Below are 20,356 nucleotides of genomic sequence, written 5' to 3'. Positions count from 1 at the left end.
ACGCCCGGTTACATTCCGAACCCGGAAGCTAAGCCTTACAGCGCCGATGGTACTGCAGGGGGGACCCTGTGGGAGAGTAGGACACCGCCGAACAATTCTTCAAAGGGTTGGACCCCGAACTTAGGTTCCGGGTCCAACCCTTTTTTGTTTGCCGTCACTTGAAGTTCACGTTGCGCTACGAGCATCGGTGCCATGGGTACTGCTGCACTACTCAGGGCCGCCGGCGTCGGAGCCGGTGACGAGGTCGTCGTACCGGCGTTCGGCAATGTGGAAGTCGCCGAAGCGGTGATACGGGCCGGCGCGCTTCCGGTGTTCGCCGACATAGACCCGGTGACGTACTGCCTGGACGCCCCGGCGGTCGAAGCGGCCGTAACCCCCCGCACGGCGGCCGTCGTTGTCGTACACCGCTTCGGGCGGTCGGCTGATGTGGGGGGACTGCACGAGGCGGGACGGCGGCACGGGCTGCTGGTGCTGGAACACGGCGAGTCCGCCGCGCCGTACGACGAGTTGGCGCGGCGGCGGGAGCGGGCCGCCTACCTGGACGCGAGACTGCGCGGAGTGCGCACGCCCGACGGCGGCGCCGGGCACACCTACCAGCAGTACGTGGTGCGGGTGCCGGGCAACGGCCGGCCGGACCGCGACGCCTTCGCACGCGCCGTCCGGGCCAGGGGAGTCGACTGCCGGGTGCCGGTCAAGACGCCGGTGCACCGGTTGCCCGCGTTCCGCCGCTGCGTGTCGCTGCCGGAGACCGAGCGGGCCGCGGGGGAGACGCTCGCGCTGCCCGTGGACCCGTCGTTGACGCGGAGGGAGATGCAGCGGATCGTCTCGGCGTGCAACGCGCTCGGTGGACCGATCGTGGTTGGGAGCACGGCCGGATTCGGGGTATGATCTATTCCGTCGCCGCGAGGGAAACCTCGAAAAGGCGACAGGCCCCTATAGCTCAGTCGGCAGAGCGTCTCCATGGTAAGGAGAAGGTCAACGGTTCGATTCCGTTTGGGGGCTCCAGCTGAAAAGGCCCCGCCCTTCCGGGCGGGGCCTTTCGCATTCCCGGACGCAGCCGCCGGGCTCACTCCTTGGGCAGCTCCGGCACCCGCATCGCCAGGATCGCCATGTCGTCGGACGGCGCGTCCGACGCGAAGCGCTCCACCGCCCGCATGATGCGGGCCGCGACCGCGCCCGCCGTCAGACCCGTACACGTGGTGAGGACGTCGGCGAGGCCGTCGTCGCCCAGCATGCGCGTGCCCTCGCGGCGCTCGGTGACGCCGTCCGTGACGCACAGCAGGACGTCGCCCGGCTCCAGGACCACCGACTGCTCGTACAGCTCCAGGTCCTCCATGACGCCGAGGAGCGGCTGCGGTTCGGCGGCCGGCTCCACCGAGCCGTCCTGGCGCAGGCGCAGCGGCAGCGGATGTCCGGCGCAGACCACCTTCAGATGGGCGCTGCCGTCCTCCTGCGGCCACAGCTCGCCGTACAGGAGCGTGAGGAAGCGGCTGCGCGCTCCTTCGTCCAGGATCGCGGAGTTGAGACGCTCCAGCACGGCCGGGCCGCCGTAGCCCTCGCGGGCCAGGAGCCTGAGCGCGTGGCGGGCCAGGCCCGTGACGGCCGCCGCCTCCGGGCCCGTGCCGCAGACGTCGCCGATGGCGAAGCCGTAGGCGCCGTCGCGGATGGGGAAGAGGTCGTAGAAGTCGCCTCCGACCTCGTTGCCCTCGCCGGCCGCGCGGTAGATGACGTCGACCTCGACGCCGTCGATGTGCGGCAGGCCGGGCGGCAGCAGGCTGCGCTGGAGGGACTGGCTGATGGCCGTGCGCTCCGAGTACAGGCGGGCGTTGTCCAGGGCGAGCGCGGCCCGGCGGGACAGGTCCTCGGCCAGTTCCAGGATCTCCTGGCGGAAGTGGTCGTCGGTGGGCTTGCCGAGGGTCAGCATGCCGATGACGCGGTTGCGGGCGACCAGGGGCAGGACGACCGTCTCGCCGCCCACCGCGGCGGCGGTGGCGAGGGTCGGGCCGATGGTGCTGCCGATCCGGTGGTGCGAGTCGCCGAGGCTGAGGCTGCGCATGGAACTGCGCAGGGCGGCCTGGTGGGCGGCCTCCCCGGGGGCGGACCACACGCGTGCGCCGGGCGTCGGCACCGGGTCGGGCGGGGCGATCTTCGACAGCAGGGACTTGATGCCGTCGATGAGGTCCTCGTCCTCGTGCAGGACGTAGGAGAGGTAGGGCTCGGAGGCCTGGTCGGCGATCGTGTACACGGCGCACCAGGTGGCGAGGGTCGGGACCGTCATCTGTGCCATCAGGGCGAGGGTCTGGTCGCGGTCCAGGGTGCCGGCCAGCAGGTCGGAGGCCTCGACGAGGAAGCTGAGCGAGCCGCGGCGCAGCCGCTCCAGCTCGCCCAGGCGGGCCGACTCCACGGCCAGGGCGATGCGGTCGGCGGCGAACTGCAGGCGCAGCGCCTCCTCGTTGGAGTATCTGCCGGCGGCCTCGGCGGCGACGCCGAGGGAGCCGGTGAGGCGGCCCTCGACCTTCAGCGGGACCGTGACGACCGAGCGCATGCCGGTGCCGCCGAGCAGGGGGACGGCGGCGGGAGTGGCGGTGAGGTCGTCGTGGACGGCCGGCATGCGGGCCGAGCCGTAGCGTCCGGGGCCGGCCTCGACGGGGACGCGGGCGAAGCGCTGGCGGGCGGAGGGCAGGCCGGTGGAGGCGCGGACCTCCAGTTCGGTCTCGTCGTCGGTGGCCAGCAGCAGGAAGGCGGCGTCGCCGTCGAGCATGTCGCGGGCGCGCTCCACGGTGCGCTGGAGCAGCCCGTCGAGGTCGTCGGGGGCGGGGGAGCCGATGAAGACCTCGAACGGGTCGGTGCTGGAGCCGTCCGCTCCGGATCCCGTGTCGCCGCTCGCCGGGACCCGCAGCGGGGTCTGCAGAACGGCGCGTTCGTGATCGCGCACCAGCAGGCAGACGGTCGAGGGCTCGCCGCCGGTGTCACGGACGCGCAGGTGGGAGGCGTAGACGGGGATGACGCGGCCGTGGGCGCCGCGAATGCCGTAGCTGCCCTCCCAGCGGGAGAGCCGGAGGGCTTCGGCGATGCCGGTGCCGGTGCCCGGCGTGTGCGGCCAGGCGGCCAGGTCCGCCAGCGGCTTGCCGGTGACCAGTTCGGGGGCGTAGCCGAACAGTTCCTCGGCGTCCTCGTTCCAGGACGTGATCGTGCCGCCGCGGTCGATCTGGACGACGGCGACGCGGACCCGGCCGTCGGCCAGGGGGAGGAGCTCGACGGGCAGGGCGGGGCCGGCGGCCCGGGTGCCGACCGGGCGTTCGGGCAGGGCCAGCTGGAACCAGACCATCTTGTGCGTGGGCGTGTACTCCACGCCCCAGCGGCCGGCCAGGGCCGCGCACAGCTGCAGTCCGCGGCCGCCCTCGCGGTCGGGGCTGCCCATGTCGACGGCCGAGCCCTGCAGCGGGATCTCGCGTTCGGGATAGCGGTCGCAGACCTCGATGCGCACCCCGTCGTCACTGCGCAGGCACAGGACGTCGGCGGCGGTGCCGGCGTGGACGACGGCGTTGGTGACCAGTTCGCTGGTGAGGACCACGGCGTCGTCGACGATGTCACCGAAGCCCCACCCCTGGAGGGTGTCGCGGACGAAGGAGCGGGCGGTCGCGACCGATCGCCCCAGGGGCTCGAAACTGGCGGCCGCGCGCGCGGTGATCACAGAACTCCTCGTCCGGTTGTCGACAGGCAGGGCCTCGGGGCCGGCCGGCTCGCTGCGCTGCTCCGGCAGCTGCGGGCCCTGCGGCCGCGGCTCCGGGGGCTGTCCCCCGGGGATCACTCCGGTGGTCATTGTGTGCGGCCGCCCTCCGATGCCCGCTCGTTTCCGTGCCACCGCCCAGGCCGGACGGACCGGCGCGGCTGGACAGCCGCATGCAAGGTTACTTACCTTCGCCGCCCGTGCGGATGCCGGTCATCGGTGATTTCGCCCGGAGGGTGTGCGGACGGTGTGCGAAGCTGCCGAACTGTTATGGCCTGGTTCGGTGGGGGTGAAACACTGGGCAGGGTCATGGTGGCGGTGCGGTCGGGCCGAGTGGGTTCCTCGCGTGCGGGGCAGCAGCTCTTTCGTGTGGCCTGGTCGCATCGGGCAGATGTACGCGGCGGTAACTGATACGCCGATCAGTAGGTACTACGAACGGTAGTGCCGCAAGCACAGCAGTAACGGTCGACCCCTGCGGGAGGGACACAGTGGAGTCTGGCGCAGCGACGCGGGGCACGAAGACGCGCGCGAAAGGCGGACAGTCCGGGCAGTCCCTGAGCGGTCGGCGCACGCCACGAGGGGGGACGACCGTGGTCGACACGGCCGCCCTGAACCGGCTGCTGGCCGCTCTGGTGGGCATGCGGGACGGCAACTTCCGCAAGCGCCTGACGGTGTCCGGGGACGGCGTGATGTCGGAGATCGCCGCCGTCTTCAACGAGGTGGCCGACCGCAATCTGCATCTGACGGGCGAGCTGTCGCGGGTGCGGCGCATGGTGGGGCGTGAGGGGAAGCTCACCGAGCGGCTGGAGACGGGCGCCTGCGAGGGTTCCTGGGCGGCGGCGATCGAGAACTCCAACGCCCTCGTCGACGACCTCGTACGGCCCGTCTCCGAGGTCGGGCGGGTGCTGTCGGCGGTCGCCGAGGGTGATCTCTCGCCGCGCATGGAGCTGCGCACGCAGGCGGCCGAGGGGGCGGGCCATCCGCTGCGGGGCGAGTTCCTGAAGGTCGGGCGGACGGTCAACAACCTGGTCGACCAGTTGTCGACGTTCACCGACGAGGTCACCCGGGTGGCCAGTGAGGTGGGCACCGAGGGGAAGCTGGGCGGGCAGGCGCGGGTGCGCGGTCTGTCCGGGTCCTGGAAGGACCTCACGGACTCCGTCAACACGATGGCGTCCCGGCTGACCGCTCAGGTGCGGGACATCGCCCTGGTGACGACGGCCGTGGCCAAGGGCGACCTGTCGCGCAAGGTCACCGTGCACGTCGCCGGCGAGATGCTGGAGCTGAAGAACACCGTCAACACGATGGTCGACCAGCTCTCCGCGTTCTCCTCCGAGGTGACGCGGGTGGCCCGCGAGGTGGGCACCGACGGCATTCTGGGCGGCCAGGCGCATGTGCCGGGGGTGGACGGCACCTGGAAGGAACTCACCGACTCGGTGAACCTGATGGCCGGCAATCTGACGGCCCAGGTGCGCGGTATCGCGCAGGTCACCACGGCCGTCGCCAACGGCGACCTGTCGCAGAAGGTGACCGTCCCGGCGCGCGGCGAGGTCGCGCGGCTGGCCGAGACGATCAACCAGATGACCGAGACGCTGCGCATCTTCGCGGACGAGGTCACGCGTGTGGCCAACGAGGTCGGCGCGGAGGGCCGGCTCGGCGGGCAGGCGAACGTGCCCGGTGTGGCCGGGACGTGGAAGGACCTCACGGACTCCGTCAACACGGTGTTCCGCAACCTCACCACTCAGGTGAGGGACATCGCGGCGGTGACCACGGCCGTGGCCAGTGGTGACCTCTCGCAGAAGGTCACGGTCGACGTGGCCGGCGAGATGCTGGAGCTGAAGAACACCGTCAACGGCATGGTGGACCAGCTCTCCGCGTTCGGCGCCGAGGTCACGCGGGTGGCGCGGGAGATCGGCGTCGAGGGCGAGCTGGGCGGCCAGGCGCAGGTGCCGGGCGCGGCGGGCACCTGGAAGGACCTCACGGACTCCGTCAACACGGCGTTCCGCAATCTCACCGGTCAGGTGAGGAACATCGCGCAGGTGACGACGGCGGTGGCCAACGGCGACCTGTCGCAGAAGGTCACCGTGGACGTCTCCGGCGAGATGCTCCAGCTGAAGAACACCGTGAACACGATGGTCGACCAGCTGTCGTCGTTCGCCGACCAGGTGACGCGGATGGCCCGTGACGTGGGCACCGAGGGGCGGCTCGGCGGGCAGGCGCGCGTGGACGGCGTGTCGGGCACCTGGAAGGAGCTGACCGACTCCGTCAACTCCATGGCGTCCAATCTCACCGGTCAGGTGAGGAACATCGCGCAGGTGACGACGGCGGTGGCGCGCGGCGACCTGTCGCAGAAGATCGACGTGGACGCGCGCGGGGAGATCCTGGAGCTGAAGAACACCATCAACACGATGGTCGACCAGCTCTCCGCCTTCGCCGACCAGGTCACCAAGGTGGCGCGCGAGGTGGGCACGGAGGGCCGGCTCGGCGGCCAGGCGCAGGTGCCCGGCGTGGCCGGTGTGTGGCGCGACCTGACCGACTCGGTGAACGGCATGGCCGGCAACCTCACCTCGCAGGTGCGCAACATCGCCCAGGTCGCCACCGCCGTGGCGCGCGGCGACCTCTCCCAGAAGATCACCGTGGACGCGCGCGGGGAGATCCAGGAGCTGAAGAACACCCTCAACACGATGGTGGACCAGCTGTCCTCGTTCGCCCAGGAGGTCACGCGGGTGGCCCGCGAGGTGGGCACGGAGGGCATCCTGGGCGGCCAGGCCGAGGTGCAGGGGGTGGCCGGCACCTGGAAGGACCTCACGCAGTCCGTGAACTTCATGGCGAACAACCTGACCATCCAGGTTCGCAACATCGCCGAGGTCACGACCGCCGTCGCCAAGGGCGACCTGTCGAAGAAGATCACCGTCGACGCCAAGGGCGAGATCCTGGAGCTCGTCACCACCGTCAACACGATGGTGGACCAGCTGTCCTCGTTCGCCGAGCAGGTCACGCGGGTGGCCCGTGAGGTGGGCACGGAGGGCATCCTGGGCGGCCAGGCGCACGTGCCCGGCGTGGTCGGCATCTGGAAGGACCTCAGCGACAACGTCAACCTGATGGCCAACAACCTGACCATGCAGGTGCGCAACATCTCCCAGGTGGCGGCGGCCGTCGCGAACGGCGACCTGACGCGGACGGTGACGATCGAGGCGCGCGGCGAGGTCGCGCAGCTCGCCGACACCTTCAACACCATGGTCAAGACGCTGAGTTCGTTCGCCGACCAGGTCACCAAGGTGGCCCGCGAGGTGGGCACGGACGGCATCCTGGGCGGGCAGGCGTACGTCCCGGGCGTGGCCGGCACCTGGAAGGACCTCACCGAGTCGGTGAACCAGATGGCGTCCAACCTGACCGGTCAGGTGCGCAACATCGCCATGGTCACCACCGCCATCGCCAAGGGCGATCTGACCAAGAAGATCGACATCGACGCGCGCGGGGAGATCCTGGAGCTGAAGACGACCATCAACACGATGGTCGACCAGCTGTCCAGCTTCGCCGAGGAGGTCACCCGGGTCGCCCGCGAGGTGGGCACCGAGGGGCAGCTCGGCGGTCAGGCGCGGGTGCGGGACGTGGACGGCACCTGGCGGGACCTGACCGAGTCGGTGAACGAGATGGCCGGGAACCTGACCCGGCAGGTGCGCGCCATCGCGCGCGTGGCGACCGCGGTGACCCGCGGCGACCTGAACCTGAAGATCGACGTGGACGCCTCCGGCGAGATCCAGGAACTGCAGGACTACATCAACAAGATGATCGCCAACCTGCGCGACACCACGATCGCCAACAAGGAGCAGGACTGGCTCAAGGGCAACCTGGCCCGCATCTCGGCGCTGATGCAGGGCCGCCGGGACCTCCAGGACGTGGCCTCGCTGATCATGAGCGAGCTGACGCCGGTGGTCTCGGCACAGCACGGCGCGTTCTTCGTGGCCCTGGCCCCGAGCGACGGCAAGGACCTCGGCGGCGACCCGGACAACGCGTACGAGCTGCGGATGCTGGGCTCCTACGGCTACTCGATGGGCTCCATGCCGACGTCGTTCCGGCCGGGTGAGGCGCTGATCGGGACGGCCGCCCAGGAGAAGCGCACGATCCTCGTCACGGACGCGCCCAGCGGCTATCTGAAGATCGCCTCCGGGCTCGGCGAGGCGCCGCCCGCCCAGGTGATCGTGCTGCCGGTGCTGTTCGAGGGGAAGGTCCTCGGCGTCATCGAGCTGGCCTCGTTCACGCCGTTCACGCAGATCCAGAAGGACTTCCTGAACCAGATCGCGGAGATGATCGCGACCAGCGTCAACACCATCTCCGTCAACACCAAGACCGAGCAGCTGCTGAAGCAGTCCCAGGAGCTGACCGAGCAACTGCGCCTGAGGTCGGAGGAGTTGGAGCAGCGGCAGAAGGCGTTGCAGGCGTCCAACGCCGAACTGGAGGAGAAGGCCGAGCTGTTGGCCCAGCAGAACCGGGACATCGAGGCGAAGAACTCCGAGATCGAGGAAGCGCGGCAGGTCCTGGAGGAGCGCGCCGAGCAGCTCGCGGTCTCCATGCGCTACCGCAGCGAGTTCCTGGCCAACATGTCGCACGAGCTGCGCACGCCGCTGAACTCCCTGCTGATCCTCGCCAAGTTGCTCGCCGACAACGCGGAGGGGAACCTTTCCCCGAAGCAGGTGGAGTTCGCCGAGACGATCCACGGCGCGGGCTCCGACCTGCTCCAGCTGATCAACGACATCCTGGACCTGTCGAAGGTCGAGGCGGGCAAGATGGACGTCTCCCCGACGCGCATCGCCCTCGTCCAGCTGATCGACTACGTGGAGGCCACCTTCCGGCCGCTGACCGCGGAGAAGGGTCTGGACCTGTCGGTGCGGGTCTCCCCGGAGCTGCCGGCGACGCTGCACACCGACGAGCAGCGGCTGCTGCAGGTGCTGCGCAACCTGCTGTCCAACGCGGTCAAGTTCACCGACTCCGGGTCGGTGGAGCTGGTGATCCGTCCCGCGCGGGACGACGTCCCGCAGGCGATCCGGGAGCAGTTGCTGGAGGCGGGATCGCTGACCGACCCGGAGGCGGACATGATCGCGTTCTCCGTCACCGACACCGGCATCGGCATCGCGGCCAGCAAGATGCGGGTCATCTTCGAGGCGTTCAAGCAGGCCGACGGCACCACCAGCCGCAAGTACGGCGGTACGGGCCTCGGGCTGTCCATCTCCCGGGAGATCGCCCAGCTGCTGGGCGGCGAGATCCACGCGCAGAGCGAACCGGGCCGCGGCTCGACGTTCACGCTGTACCTGCCGCTGCACCCGGGCGAGCTGCCGCCGCACGGCTACCAGCAGCCCGCGTCCGCGCTCGACGCCGACGAGCTGGTCGCCGCCGCCGAGCCGCACATGTCCGAGCTGCCCGGTCTGTCGGGCCTGTCGGAGCTGTCGGCCGCGGAGGTCGAGACGCCGGCCGAGGTGAAGTCGTACCAGGAGACGCAGAACGGGGCGGCCGCGCTGTTCCGCCGTCGCCGCCGGGCGCTGCCCGCCGGGTCCGAGGCCGGTGAGCAGCGCTCCGGCCGGCCGCGGCAGGAGCAGGGGCCGCGGCCGGCGGGCGCGGCCGCGTCGGCCGCCGAGGCGGAGAAGGCGCAGGGGCACCGGGACATCCGATTCGGCGGCGAGAAGGTGCTCATCGTCGACGACGACATCCGCAACGTCTTCGCGCTGACCAGCGTCCTGGAGCAGCACGGCCTGTCGGTGCTGTACGCCGAGAACGGCCGCGAGGGCATCGAGGTGCTGGAGCAGCACGACGACGTGGCGGTCGTCCTGATGGACATCATGATGCCCGAGATGGACGGCTATGCGACGACGACGGCGATCCGCAGGATGCCGCAGTTCGCCGGGCTGCCGATCATCGCGCTGACCGCTAAGGCGATGAAGGGCGACCGGGAGAAGGCCATCGGGTCGGGCGCCTCCGACTACGTGACCAAGCCGGTCGACCCCGACCACCTGCTGACCGTGATGGAGCAGTGGATGCGGGGCGAGTGACGGGAGTGCGACGGCGGGAACCTTCGGGATGCGAGCGGAGTTGTTGACTCCGGGTGCCCGAAGCCGTGTAGAAGTGCGGGAATCGGGGAACCTTCTGGTCTCCCGCCGCGTTTCCGCTACGTGCACAGTGACATCGCGGTGACAGGGTGTGGCGACGGGCGGGGTGCGGCTACGATGACCGGCACAAGGACGGGCGGCTCACGGGAGTCGTCCCCTGGGGCGGCACCCGCCGGTGCCTCCCCGGTTCCTGCGGACAGGGGCGGCCCCAAGCCGGGGCGAGGAGGGCGGGCCATGGTGCAGAAGGCCAAGATCCTCCTGGTCGATGACCGGCCGGAGAATCTGCTGGCGCTGGAGGCCATCCTCTCCGCGCTCGATCAGACGCTGGTGCGGGCATCCTCCGGGGAGGAAGCGCTCAAAGCGCTGCTCACGGACGACTTCGCGGTCATCCTGCTGGACGTTCAGATGCCGGGCATGGACGGGTTCGAGACGGCCGCGCACATCAAGCGGCGGGAGAGGACCCGGGACATCCCGATCATCTTCCTCACCGCGATCAACCACGGCCCGCACCACACCTTCCGCGGCTACGCGGCGGGGGCGGTCGACTACATCTCCAAGCCGTTCGACCCATGGGTGCTGCGAGCGAAGGTCTCGGTCTTCGTCGACCTGTACATGAAGAACTGCCAGCTCAAGGAGCAGGCCGCTCTGCTGCGCCTCCAGCTGGAGGGCGGCGGCAGGGAGAGCGGGGCGGGCGACGGCAAGGAATCGGCCGGCCTGCTCGCCGAGCTGTCCGCCCGCCTGGCCGCCGTCGAGGAGCAGGCCGAGGCGCTCTCCAAGCAGCTGGACGACGAGTCCGCCGACGCGGCGGCGGTCGCCACGGCCGCCCATCTGGAGCGCAAGCTGACCGGTCTGCGCCGGGCCCTGGACGCGCTGGAACCGGGGACGGGCAGCGCTTCCTCCCTGCCCGCCCAGGGCTGAGGCCAAGGACCGAATGCCCTGCGGGGCCCGGGTGTCCGGCGGGCCGGGACTCGGGCGGTGGGTGCCGCGGCGATGGACCGGGCGGGCTCGGGCGGTGAGACGGTCGTGGGCCCGAGCCACGGAGTGAAGGGCGTGCCGAAGGGCGAACAGCCCGGTGGCCGGGCGGGGCGTGGGCCCGGCGGCGTCATGACGGGTCGCTCCGCGCCGGGTTCGGGGACGGGAAGGCCTTGTTCGGCCCTGAAAGGCCGTGACGCCCGGTCCGAATCCGCCGATCGCGGCTCGCGATGAGCGAGGGGGAGGGGAGCCGGGGGGTGATCCGCCGTCCGGAGAACCGAGCATGAGCCGACGTCAGCTCACCGTTCCCGTCGGCACGACACGAACGGGTGAAGCCGTGGGCACACGTGTCCGGCGTGGCCCACACCGGTAATCTCACACCTATGGCCTCACGTCCCTCCGCAGCCAAGAAGCAGCCCGCCAAGAAGGCGGCCGCTCCCATCAAGGCTCCGGCGAAGAAGGCCGCCGCGAAAAGGGTCCCCGCCAAGAAGGCCCCGGCCAGGAAGGCGCCCGCGAAGAAGGTCGTGGCGACCAGACCCGCGCCCCGGCCCGCGCCGAATCCCACCGGGGGCGTGTACCGAGTGGTGCGCGCCCTGTGGCTGGGGCTGGCGCACGCCGTCGGCGCCGTGTTCCGCGGCATAGGGCAGGGCGCCAGGAACCTGGACCCCGCACACCGCAAGGACGGCGTCGCCCTGCTGCTGCTCGCCGTCGCCCTGATCGCCGCCGCCGGCACCTGGGCCGATCTGCGCGGGCCGGTCGGCGACCTGGTGGAGATCCTGGTGACCGGGGCCTTCGGGCGGCTGGACCTGCTCGTCCCGATCCTGGTCGGGATCATCGCCGTCCGCTTCATCCGGCACCCCGAGAAGCCCGAGGCCAACGGCCGTATCGTCATCGGCCTGTCCGCGCTCGTCCTCGGCGTCCTCGGCCAGGTGCACATCGCCTGCGGCTCACCGGCCCGCAGCGACGGCATGCAGGCGATAAGGGACGCCGGCGGCCTCATCGGCTGGGGCGCGGCCACCCCGCTGACGTACGCGATGGGCGAGGTGCTGGCCGTACCGCTGCTGGTGCTGCTCACCGTCTTCGGCCTGCTGGTCGTCACCGCCACACCGGTCAACGCCATCCCGCAGCGGCTGCGGCTGCTCGGTGTCAGGCTCGGCCTGCTGCCGGAACCGGAGGACGACGAGTTCGCCGAGTACACCGAGGACGACGCGCGGTACGACGAACAGTGGCGCGAGGCGCTCCCCGCGCGCCCCCGCAAGCGCCAGGGCGCCCCCCAGGCCTACGACCCCGACGGCGCCGAGCAGGAGGCGCTGTCCAAGCGCCGCGGACGGCCCCGCCGCTCCGCCGTGCCGCAGCCCGACATGGACCAGCGGATGGACGCCGTGGACGTCGCCGCGGCCGCGGCCGCCGCGCTCGACGGCGCCGTCCTGCACGGCATGCCGCCCTCCCCGGTCGTCGCGGACCTCACCCAGGGCGTCAGCGCGGGCGACCACGCCGAGACCCCGACCGCGGCCGGACCCCTGACCCCGACCGCGACCCCGAGCCCGGCTCCGGTCCCGGCCGCGCGCCCCGAGCGGGACGCCCCGGCGGCGAGGACCGCGCCGGAGGCGCCGGCTCCCCGCCCCGCACGGCAGGAGCCGACCGCCGGCGTCCCCGACCTCACCAAGAGCCCGCCCGCCGAGACCCGCGAACTGCCCGCGCGCGCCGAACAGCTCCAGCTGTCCGGCGACATCACCTACTCCCTGCCCGTGCTGGACCTGCTGGAGCGCGGCGGCCCCGGCAAGGCGCGCAGCGCCGCCAACGACGCGATCGTCGAATCGCTCACCACCGTCTTCACCGAGTTCAAGGTCGACGCCCGCGTCACCGGCTTCACCCGCGGTCCGACGGTCACCCGCTACGAGGTCGAACTCGGGCCCGCCGTGAAGGTGGAGCGCATCACCGCGCTGACGAAGAACATCGCCTACGCCGTCGCCAGTCCGGACGTGCGGATCATCAGCCCGATCCCCGGCAAGTCCGCGGTCGGCATCGAGATCCCCAACACCGACCGGGAGATGGTCAACCTCGGCGACGTGCTGCGCCTGGCCGCGGCCGCCGAGGACGACCACCCGATGCTGGTGGCGCTCGGCAAGGACGTCGAGGGCGGCTACGTGATGGCCAACATCGCGAAGATGCCGCACATCCTGGTCGCCGGCGCCACCGGCTCCGGCAAGTCGTCCTGCATCAACTGCCTGATCACCTCGATCATGATGCGGGCGACGCCGGAGGACGTCCGCATGGTCCTCGTCGACCCCAAGCGGGTCGAGCTGACCGCGTACGAGGGCATCCCGCACCTGATCACGCCGATCATCACCAACCCCAAGCGGGCCGCCGAGGCGCTGCAGTGGGTGGTGCGCGAGATGGACCTCAGGTACGACGACCTCGCCGCGTACGGCTTCCGGCACATCGACGACTTCAACGCCGCCGTCCGCAGCGGCAAGGCGAAGTCGCCCGAGGGCAGCGAACGCGAGCTGCAGCCCTACCCGTACCTGCTGGTCATCGTCGACGAGCTGGCCGACCTGATGATGGTCGCGCCGCGCGACGTCGAGGACGCGATCGTGCGCATCACCCAGCTAGCCCGCGCCGCCGGCATCCATCTGGTGCTCGCCACGCAGCGCCCCTCGGTCGACGTCGTCACCGGCCTGATCAAGGCGAACGTGCCCTCCCGGCTCGCCTTCGCCACCTCCTCGCTCGCCGACAGCCGGGTCATCCTCGACCAGCCCGGCGCCGAGAAGCTGATCGGCAAGGGCGACGGACTGTTCCTGCCGATGGGCGCGAGCAAGCCGACCCGTATGCAGGGCGCCTTCGTCACCGAGGACGAGGTCGCCGCCGTCGTCCGGCACTGCAAGGACCAGATGGCGCCCGTCTTCCGCGAGGACGTCACGGTCGGCACCAAGCAGAAGAAGGAGATCGACGAGGACATCGGCGACGACCTCGACCTGCTGTGCCAGGCGGCCGAGCTGGTCGTCTCCACACAGTTCGGGTCGACGTCCATGCTGCAGCGCAAGCTGCGCGTCGGCTTCGCCAAGGCCGGCCGGCTCATGGACCTGATGGAGTCGCGGAACATCGTCGGCCCCAGCGAGGGCTCCAAGGCGCGTGACGTTCTCGTGAAGCCCGACGACCTGGACGGTGTTCTGGCGGTGATTCGGGGAGAGTCCGAGGGGTAGGCGCAAAGGGTCGCTCCGGCGGATCCGCCCGCCGTGGACAGCGGGAGGGAGAGCTTCGTGATCCACCCGTTAGCCGCCGGTGGGCAACCCTTTCGCCCGTGCGCACGTCAAGTTGGGCAAGAGCCCCGGCGCGGGTCCCGCAAGGGGCCCCACCACGGGTTTCGCACCTGCCCCGCCATCGGATCGACCGGCCATTCCGATGGCGTACAAAGTCGTACCGCCGGGTCGCTCCACCCTTTGGCACACCCCTAGACTGAATGTCCAGCACAGGCGGCTACACGCTCGAAAGGCGCCCCCGTGTCCATCGGCAACTCCCCTGAAGACGAGCGTCCGTTCGAAGACGTTTCCGAGGAAGCCCGCCCCTCCGTCGGCCGTGTCCTGAAGGACGCGCGGCTCGCCGCCGGCCTCACCGTCGACGAGATCAGTACCGCCACCCGCGTCCGTGTCGCCATCGTGCACGCCATCGAGGCCGACGACTTCGCCCCGTGCGGCGGCGACGTCTACGCCCGCGGACACATCCGGACCCTGGCCCGCGCCGTCCACCTCGACCCCGCCCCGCTGCTCGCCCAGTACGCCGACGAGCACGGCGGACGGCCCGCCCCCACCCCGGCGGCGCCCCTCTTCGAGGCGGAACGCATCCGCCCCGAGCGCCGCGGACCCAACTGGACCGCGGCCATGGTCGCCGCCATCGTCGTCGTCATCGGCTTCGTCGGCTTCACCGCCGTCAAAGGCGGCGGCGACAGCTCCGACAAGACCCAGGTCGCCGAGGGCCCCACCCCCGGCGCCGCCACGTCCGCCGCGCCCCGGCCCAAGAGCAGCAAGCCCGCCGACCCCAAGCCCGCCCCCTCCGACAGCGCCATCGCGGCCGCGCCCCAGGACAAGGTGACCGTCCAGGTCAGCGCGCCGAACGGGCGCAGCTGGATCTCCGCCAAGGACCACAACGGCCGCATGCTCTTCGACGGGCTTCTCGGCAAGGGCGAGTCCAAGACCTTCCAGGACAACACCAAGATCAACCTGATCCTCGGTGACGCGGGCGCCATCGAGCTCTACGTCAACGGCAAGAAGATCGAGGACCAGTTCCAGCCTGGCGCAGTGGAACGCCTCACGTACACGAAGGGTGATCCGCAGGTCGGATAGCCCGTGAACAGGGGCCCGAGAGGGCGGACGGAGAAGGGGTTGGCCGAGATCGGCCAACCCCTTCGACATGGGCCGTCGCGGAGACGAAGTAGTCTTGAGCCCATGCCTGAACGCCGTACCGTCGCACTCGTCACTCTCGGCTGCGCCCGTAACGAGGTGGACTCCGAGGAGCTCGCAGGCCGTTTGGAGGCGGACGGCTGGCAGCTCGTGGAGGACGCCGCGGACGCGGACGTCGCCGTGGTCAACACCTGTGGCTTCGTGGAAGCCGCCAAGAAGGACTCCGTCGACGCCCTCCTGGAGGCCAACGACCTCAAGGACCACGGCAGAACGCAGGCCGTCGTCGCCGTCGGCTGCATGGCCGAGCGGTACGGCAAGGAGCTCGCCGAAGCCCTTCCCGAGGCCGACGGCGTGCTCGGCTTCGACGACTACGCGGACATCTCCGACCGGCTGCAGACCATCCTCAGCGGCGGCGTCCACGCCGCGCACACCCCGCGCGACCGCCGCAAGCTCCTGCCGATCAGCCCCGCCGAGCGCCAGGACGCGGGCGCCGCCGTCGCCCTGCCGGGGCACGGCCCCAGCGACCTTCCCGAGGGCGTCGCCCCGGCCTCCGGCCCGCGCGCGCCGCTGCGCCGTCGCCTGGACGGCGCCCCGGTCGCCTCCGTCAAGCTCGCCTCCGGCTGCGACCGGCGCTGCTCGTTCTGCGCCATCCCGTCCTTCCGCGGCTCCTTCATCTCCCGCCGCCCGAGCGACGTGCTCAACGAGACGCGGTGGCTGGCCGAGCAGGGCGTCAAGGAGATCATGCTGGTCTCCGAGAACAACACCTCCTACGGCAAGGACCTCGGCGACATCCGCCTGCTGGAGTCCCTGCTTCCCGAGCTCGCCGAGGTCGACGGCATCGAGCGGGTGCGGGTCAGCTACCTCCAGCCGGCCGAGATGCGCCCCGGCCTCATCGACGTGCTGACCTCCACCCCGAAGGTCGCGCCCTACTTCGACCTCTCCTTCCAGCACTCCGCGCCCGGCGTCCTGCGCGCCATGCGCCGCTTCGGCGACACCGACCGGTTCCTGGAGCTGCTCGACACCATCCGGGGCAAGGCGCCCCAGGCCGGCGTGCGCTCCAACTTCATCGTCGGCTTCCCCGGCGAGTCCGAGGCCGACCTCGCCGAGCTGGAGCGGTTCCTGACCGGCGCCCGGCTGGACGCCATCGGTGTCTTCGGCTACTCCGACGAGGAGGGCACGGAGGCCGCGACGTACGAGGACAAGCTGGAGCAGGACGTCGTCGACGAGCGGCTCGCGCACATCTCGCGGCTGGCCGAGGAACTCGTCTCCCAGCGCGCCGAGGAGCGCCTGGGCGAGACGGTGCGGGTACTCGTGGAGTCCGTGGACGCCGAGGAGGGCGTCTTCGGCCGGGCCGCCCACCAGGCGCCGGAGACGGACGGCCAGGTGCTGCTCACCAGCGCCGAGGGTCTGGCTGTCGGCCGTATGGTCGAGGCGAAGGTGGTCGGTACGGAGGGTGTCGACCTGGTGGCCGAGCCGCTGACGGGCGCGTTCGCGTGCAGTGAGGAGACGGGCAGATGACCGGAGTCCCGGCGTCCGCGGCGGGCGGTTCCCCCGGCGGCCCGCGGGCTGCCGGGGCCCCGGAGGCCGCCCGGCCCGGTTCCGGTGACTTCGGCGCCGCCGGGTCCGCGACCGGCGGCGCCGTCGGCGCCGCTGACGGGCAGGACGGCGGGCGGCCCGCGCGCGGCGGCAAGATCACGGCCGCCGCCGTCAACCAGGCCAGCGTGTGGAACGTCGCCAATCTGCTGACCATGCTGCGGCTGCTCCTGGTGCCCGGCTTCGTCGCGCTGATGCTGGCGGACGGCGGCTACGACCCGGCGTGGCGCTCCGTCGCCTGGGCGGCCTTCGCCATCGCCATGATCACCGACCTGTTCGACGGCCACCTGGCGCGGACGTACGACCTCGTCACCGACTTCGGGAAGATCGCCGACCCGATCGCCGACAAGGCGATCATGGGCGCAGCGCTGATCTGTCTGTCCGGCCTCGGCGATCTGCCCTGGTGGGTGACCGGCGTGATCCTCGGCCGGGAGCTCGGGATCACCCTGCTGCGTTTCCTGGTCATCCGCTACGGCGTCATCCCGGCCAGCCGCGGCGGCAAGCTCAAGACGCTCACCCAGGGCGTCGCCGTCGGGATGTACGTGCTGGCGCTGACGGGCTGGCTGGCCACCCTCCGCTTCTGGGTGATGGCCGCCGCCGTGGTGCTGACCGTGGTGACGGGGCTGGACTACGTACGGCAGGCCATCGTGCTGCGGCGGCGGGGAATCGCCGAGCGCCGCGCGGCGTTGGAGGAGTCGCGAGGGTGAGTTCGCGGGCGACCGAAGTGGTGCGACTACTCACGGTGAGGGGCGAGACGCTCGCCGTCGCCGAGTCCCTGACCGGTGGACTGGTCGCGGCGGAGATCACCTCGGTGCCCGGTGCGTCCAAGGTCTTCCGCGGCTCCGTCACCGCCTACGCCACCGAGCTCAAGCACCGGCTGCTCGGTGTGGACGCCACCCTGCTGGCCCAGCGCGGAGCGGTGGATCCGCAGGTCGCGGCCGAGATGGCGGTGGGTGTGCGCAAGGCGCTCGGTGCGGACTGGGGCATCGCCACCACCGGGGTCGCGGGCCCCGACCCCCAGGACGGACAGCCCGTCGGGACGGTGTTCGTGGCCGTGGCCGGCCCCTCGGGAAGGGGCGCCGGAGCCTCGTGGGACGGGAAAACGGCCCAGCTGCGGTTGAACGGCGGCCGGGCGGAAATTCGTATGGAGAGTGTACGGAGCGTACTCGCACTGCTTCTGGAGCGGATTGCGGGCGAACAGACCGGGAATGAGCGGGCACAGGATACGGAACGGAACGGGGGGTTTTGATGTTTGCAGCCCTGAGTGAACACGACATCGCTCCCCGCACGGCCGCAGCGCGAGGCGGTACGGTGGGGCGTGAAGGATGCGGCTACGCGGTCCGAGGAGGGAGCCACCGATGATTCTGCTCCGTCGCCTGCTGGGTGACGTGCTGCGTCGGCAGCGCCAGCGCCAGGGCCGTACTCTGCGCGAAGTCTCCTCGTCCGCCCGAGTCTCGCTCGGCTATCTCTCCGAGGTGGAGCGGGGGCAGAAGGAGGCTTCCTCCGAGCTGCTCTCCGCGATCTGCGACGCGCTGGACGTACGGATGTCCGAGCTCATGCGGGAAGTGAGCGACGAGCTCGCCCTCGCCGAGCTGGCCCAGTCTGCTGCGGCCACCGACGGTGTGCCCACGCCGGTTCGCCCGATGCTGGGCTCCGTGTCGGTGACCGGTGTGCCACCGGAACGGGTGACCATCAAGGCGCCCGCCGAAGCGGTGGACGTGGTCGCGGCGTGATCTGCCGCGCGCACTGACGCATACGTTCGTGAGCCCCGGCCGGGGCTCCTCCGGAAGACCACCGGGGGAGGTCCGCCGGGGCTTTCGCTTGTCCGTCGCCTCCTTCGCGTTTGCCCGTCGGGTGCGGTGCGGTGATGGTGGAGGCCGGGTCGCGGTCGCGTTCGGCCGGCGCGCTCGAGCGGGTGGAGCGCCCCGCGCACCCCGGTGCGCCCTCCTGCGCGGGAGGGCGGAGTTCTAGCGTCGGGCTGGAGGTGGTGGGTGCGTGAGTGCGACGGCGGGGCCGGCGATGCGCTGGGGCGCCGCCCTGGGGCTCGGCGCGTTGTGGTGGTGGGCGGTGCTGCGACTGCTGCTGTCCGAGAACGCGGGCGTGCTGGAAGGGGCGATCACGGCGGGTGGCTGGGGGCTCAGCCTGCTGCCCGTGCACTGCGTGCCCAAGGCCGCCGCGTCGACGGGGCCGGGCGTGGGGGCCGCGGGCACGGGAACCGTTGGCACGGGCCCCGGTGCGGCCCCGGCCGCCGAGCGGGTTGCCGACGCCGAGGGGATCGCCCTTGCCGAGGGCGACGCCGACGCGGAGACAGCGGCCGACGCGGAGACAGGCGCCGACGCGGGCGTCGACGGGACGCCGGGCGGGGACGCGGGTGGACCGGCGCCCGGGGGCGCTGGTGGGCCGTCGTTCGGTGAGTCGGGCGGGTGGCCCTTCGGGCGTGGCGGGCGGTCGCCGTCCGGTGAGGGCGGCGGATGGCCGTTCGGGAACACGGAGAACGCGGCGGCGACACCGCTCGACCGGTCGGACGGAGAGCCCGGGCTCCCGTGAGGACGGGCGGGCTCCTCGTCCGCGCCGTCCGCGACGGAACTGTCGGAGCCGTCGGACCGCCGGAGCCGCCGCCCCTCGTCGGTCCCGTGGGAGTCCCGGAGCGTCCCGTGGCAGTACGGTGCGGGCGGCCCGGTGGACGCGCCGCGCCTGACGGGCTTCACCCTCCCGAACGGCGGTACCGCTCCCGCCACCTCTGCGGGGAGCCCGGCGGCGGGGCCGGGCCGGCCTGGCAGGCGGGGCACCAGTAGGTGGGGCGTTCCTGGGAGCCGTCGCCCTGGTCGGCCACCCGGACCGAGGTGCCGCAGCGCAGACAGGGACGAGGCGCCCGGCCGTAGACGAACAGGTCCTGGCCGCGCAGGCCCGTGGTCCGGCGGACCACGCGGTCCCTGTTGGCCTCCAGAAGCTTCTTGGCGAGGGCGGGGAGCTTCGCGGCGCTGTCGGCGGGCAGGGCGCCCATGGGCAGCCACGGGGTCACGCCGAGCAGGAAGCAGAGCTCGCACTTGTAGACGTTGCCGACGCCGGCGAGATTGCGCTGGTCGAGCAGGGCCTCGCCGAGCTGCCGGGCGGGGTCGGCGAGGAGGTTCGTCAGGGCCAGGTCCGGGTCCCAGTCCGGGCCGAGGAGGTCCGGTCCGAGGTGACGGACGGCGCGCTCCTCCTCGCTGGTGCGCAGCAGCTCCAGCACGGGGAGGCGGTAGCCCACGGCGGCGCGGTCGGCGGTCGCCAGGACGATCCGGATCTGGTGGGCGGGCCCGCCCTTCCAGCGCTCGCCGCTGCCGAAGACCTTCCAGGCGCCCTCCATCCGCAGGTGCGAGTGCAGGGTCAGGCCGCCCTCGACGCGGGTGAGCAGGTGTTTGCCGCGGGAGACGGTGTCCAGCACGGTACGGCCGGCGAGATCGACCGTGGCGTACCGGGGCACCCGGAAGTCGCTGCGGGTCAGCACCTTGCCGGCGAGCGCGTCGTGCAAGCGTCGCGCGGCCTGCCAGACCGTGTCACCCTCGGGCATGGCTCAAGGGTGACAC

General features: G+C 71.6%; 12 protein-coding genes, 1 tRNA gene and 1 rRNA gene. 12 read left to right on the top strand and 2 right to left on the bottom strand.

Features of this window, described 5'->3' with window-relative positions; translation table 11 throughout:
• The 3 genes from rrf to ACH5A8_RS09545 all read left to right on the top strand — a co-directional run.
• Positions 1-93, top strand: a 5S ribosomal RNA gene (gene rrf / locus ACH5A8_RS09555); the annotation flags it as partial.
• A gap of 90 nt (positions 94-183) precedes the next feature.
• Positions 184-888, top strand: a complete 705-nt coding sequence (locus ACH5A8_RS09550; protein WP_398999824.1) for a DegT/DnrJ/EryC1/StrS family aminotransferase — start codon at positions 184-186, stop codon at positions 886-888.
• A 41-nt stretch (positions 889-929) separates the two neighbouring features.
• Positions 930-1,005, top strand: a tRNA-Thr gene (locus ACH5A8_RS09545).
• 61 nt (positions 1,006-1,066) lie between these two features.
• Here ACH5A8_RS09545 and ACH5A8_RS09540 read toward each other — a convergent pair.
• The gene (locus ACH5A8_RS09540) at positions 1,067-3,823 is read right to left on the bottom strand and encodes a SpoIIE family protein phosphatase (RefSeq protein ID WP_398999741.1); all 2,757 of its coding nucleotides are present in this window, start codon (positions 3,821-3,823) and stop codon (positions 1,067-1,069) included.
• 395 nt (positions 3,824-4,218) lie between these two features.
• On the opposite strand from ACH5A8_RS09540, the gene ACH5A8_RS09535 reads away from it, so the two are divergent.
• The 9 genes from ACH5A8_RS09535 to ACH5A8_RS09495 all read left to right on the top strand — a co-directional run bounded on the left by ACH5A8_RS09535 (position 4,219) and on the right by ACH5A8_RS09495 (position 19,337).
• Complete coding sequence (locus ACH5A8_RS09535; protein WP_398999739.1) at positions 4,219-9,771, top strand: HAMP domain-containing protein; 5,553 nt, start codon at positions 4,219-4,221, stop codon at positions 9,769-9,771.
• Between the two features lie 291 nt (positions 9,772-10,062).
• Positions 10,063-10,746, top strand: coding sequence for a two-component system response regulator (locus tag ACH5A8_RS09530; RefSeq protein WP_398999737.1), 684 nt, complete (start codon positions 10,063-10,065; stop codon positions 10,744-10,746).
• Positions 10,747-11,183: 437 nt separating this feature from the next.
• A complete protein-coding gene (locus ACH5A8_RS09525) occupies positions 11,184-14,003 on the top strand; it encodes a DNA translocase FtsK (protein WP_398999735.1) in 2,820 nt (939 codons plus the stop codon).
• Between the two features lie 297 nt (positions 14,004-14,300).
• The gene (locus ACH5A8_RS09520) at positions 14,301-15,140 is read left to right on the top strand and encodes a RodZ domain-containing protein (RefSeq protein ID WP_398999733.1); all 840 of its coding nucleotides are present in this window, start codon (positions 14,301-14,303) and stop codon (positions 15,138-15,140) included.
• A 102-nt stretch (positions 15,141-15,242) separates the two neighbouring features.
• Positions 15,243-16,715 carry a 30S ribosomal protein S12 methylthiotransferase RimO gene (rimO, locus tag ACH5A8_RS09515; protein WP_398999731.1) on the top strand — a complete coding sequence of 491 codons (1,473 nt, stop codon included), beginning with the start codon at positions 15,243-15,245 and terminating at the stop codon, positions 16,713-16,715.
• Positions 16,712-17,497 (top strand): CDP-diacylglycerol--glycerol-3-phosphate 3-phosphatidyltransferase, encoded by a 786-nt coding sequence (gene pgsA, locus ACH5A8_RS09510; RefSeq protein WP_398999729.1) that lies wholly within the window; start codon positions 16,712-16,714, stop codon positions 17,495-17,497. Before rimO ends, pgsA begins: the two co-directional genes overlap by 4 nt.
• Positions 17,494-18,039 carry a CinA family protein gene (locus ACH5A8_RS09505; RefSeq protein WP_398999727.1) on the top strand — a complete coding sequence of 182 codons (546 nt, stop codon included), beginning with the start codon at positions 17,494-17,496 and terminating at the stop codon, positions 18,037-18,039. Before pgsA ends, ACH5A8_RS09505 begins: the two co-directional genes overlap by 4 nt.
• 109 nt (positions 18,040-18,148) lie before the next feature.
• Positions 18,149-18,523: a helix-turn-helix domain-containing protein gene (locus ACH5A8_RS09500; RefSeq protein ID WP_398999725.1), complete on the top strand. Its 375-nt coding sequence runs from the start codon at positions 18,149-18,151 to the stop codon at positions 18,521-18,523.
• Positions 18,524-18,785: 262 nt separating this feature from the next.
• Positions 18,786-19,337, top strand: a complete 552-nt coding sequence (locus tag ACH5A8_RS09495; RefSeq protein WP_398999723.1) for a hypothetical protein — start codon at positions 18,786-18,788, stop codon at positions 19,335-19,337.
• Positions 19,338-19,494: 157 nt separating this feature from the next.
• Here ACH5A8_RS09495 and ACH5A8_RS09490 read toward each other — a convergent pair whose 3' ends face one another.
• Positions 19,495-20,340 (bottom strand): Fpg/Nei family DNA glycosylase, encoded by an 846-nt coding sequence (locus ACH5A8_RS09490; protein WP_398999721.1) that lies wholly within the window; start codon positions 20,338-20,340, stop codon positions 19,495-19,497.
• Between the last annotated feature and the right edge of the window lie 16 nt (positions 20,341-20,356).

It is taken from the genome of Streptomyces sp. NPDC018610, from assembly GCF_044391765.1.
Lineage (GTDB): Bacteria > Actinomycetota > Actinomycetes > Streptomycetales > Streptomycetaceae > Streptomyces.
Note: the sequence above shows the minus strand (reverse complement) of the source record. Positions and strands in the feature narration are given on the sequence as shown.

Excerpts from the sequence above, each read along its gene's own strand:
- pgsA (WP_398999729.1), top strand. The coding sequence starts at position 16,712 with ATGACCGGAGTCCCGGCGTCCGCGGCGGGCGGTTCCCCCGGCGGCCCG.
- rimO (WP_398999731.1), top strand. The coding sequence starts at position 15,243 with ATGCCTGAACGCCGTACCGTCGCACTCGTCACTCTCGGCTGCGCCCGT.
- ACH5A8_RS09530 (WP_398999737.1), top strand. The coding sequence starts at position 10,063 with ATGGTGCAGAAGGCCAAGATCCTCCTGGTCGATGACCGGCCGGAGAAT.
- ACH5A8_RS09540 (WP_398999741.1), bottom strand. The coding sequence starts at position 3,823 with ATGACCACCGGAGTGATCCCCGGGGGACAGCCCCCGGAGCCGCGGCCG.
- ACH5A8_RS09525 (WP_398999735.1), top strand. The coding sequence starts at position 11,184 with ATGGCCTCACGTCCCTCCGCAGCCAAGAAGCAGCCCGCCAAGAAGGCG.
- ACH5A8_RS09490 (WP_398999721.1), bottom strand. The coding sequence starts at position 20,340 with ATGCCCGAGGGTGACACGGTCTGGCAGGCCGCGCGACGCTTGCACGAC.
- ACH5A8_RS09500 (WP_398999725.1), top strand. The coding sequence starts at position 18,149 with ATGATTCTGCTCCGTCGCCTGCTGGGTGACGTGCTGCGTCGGCAGCGC.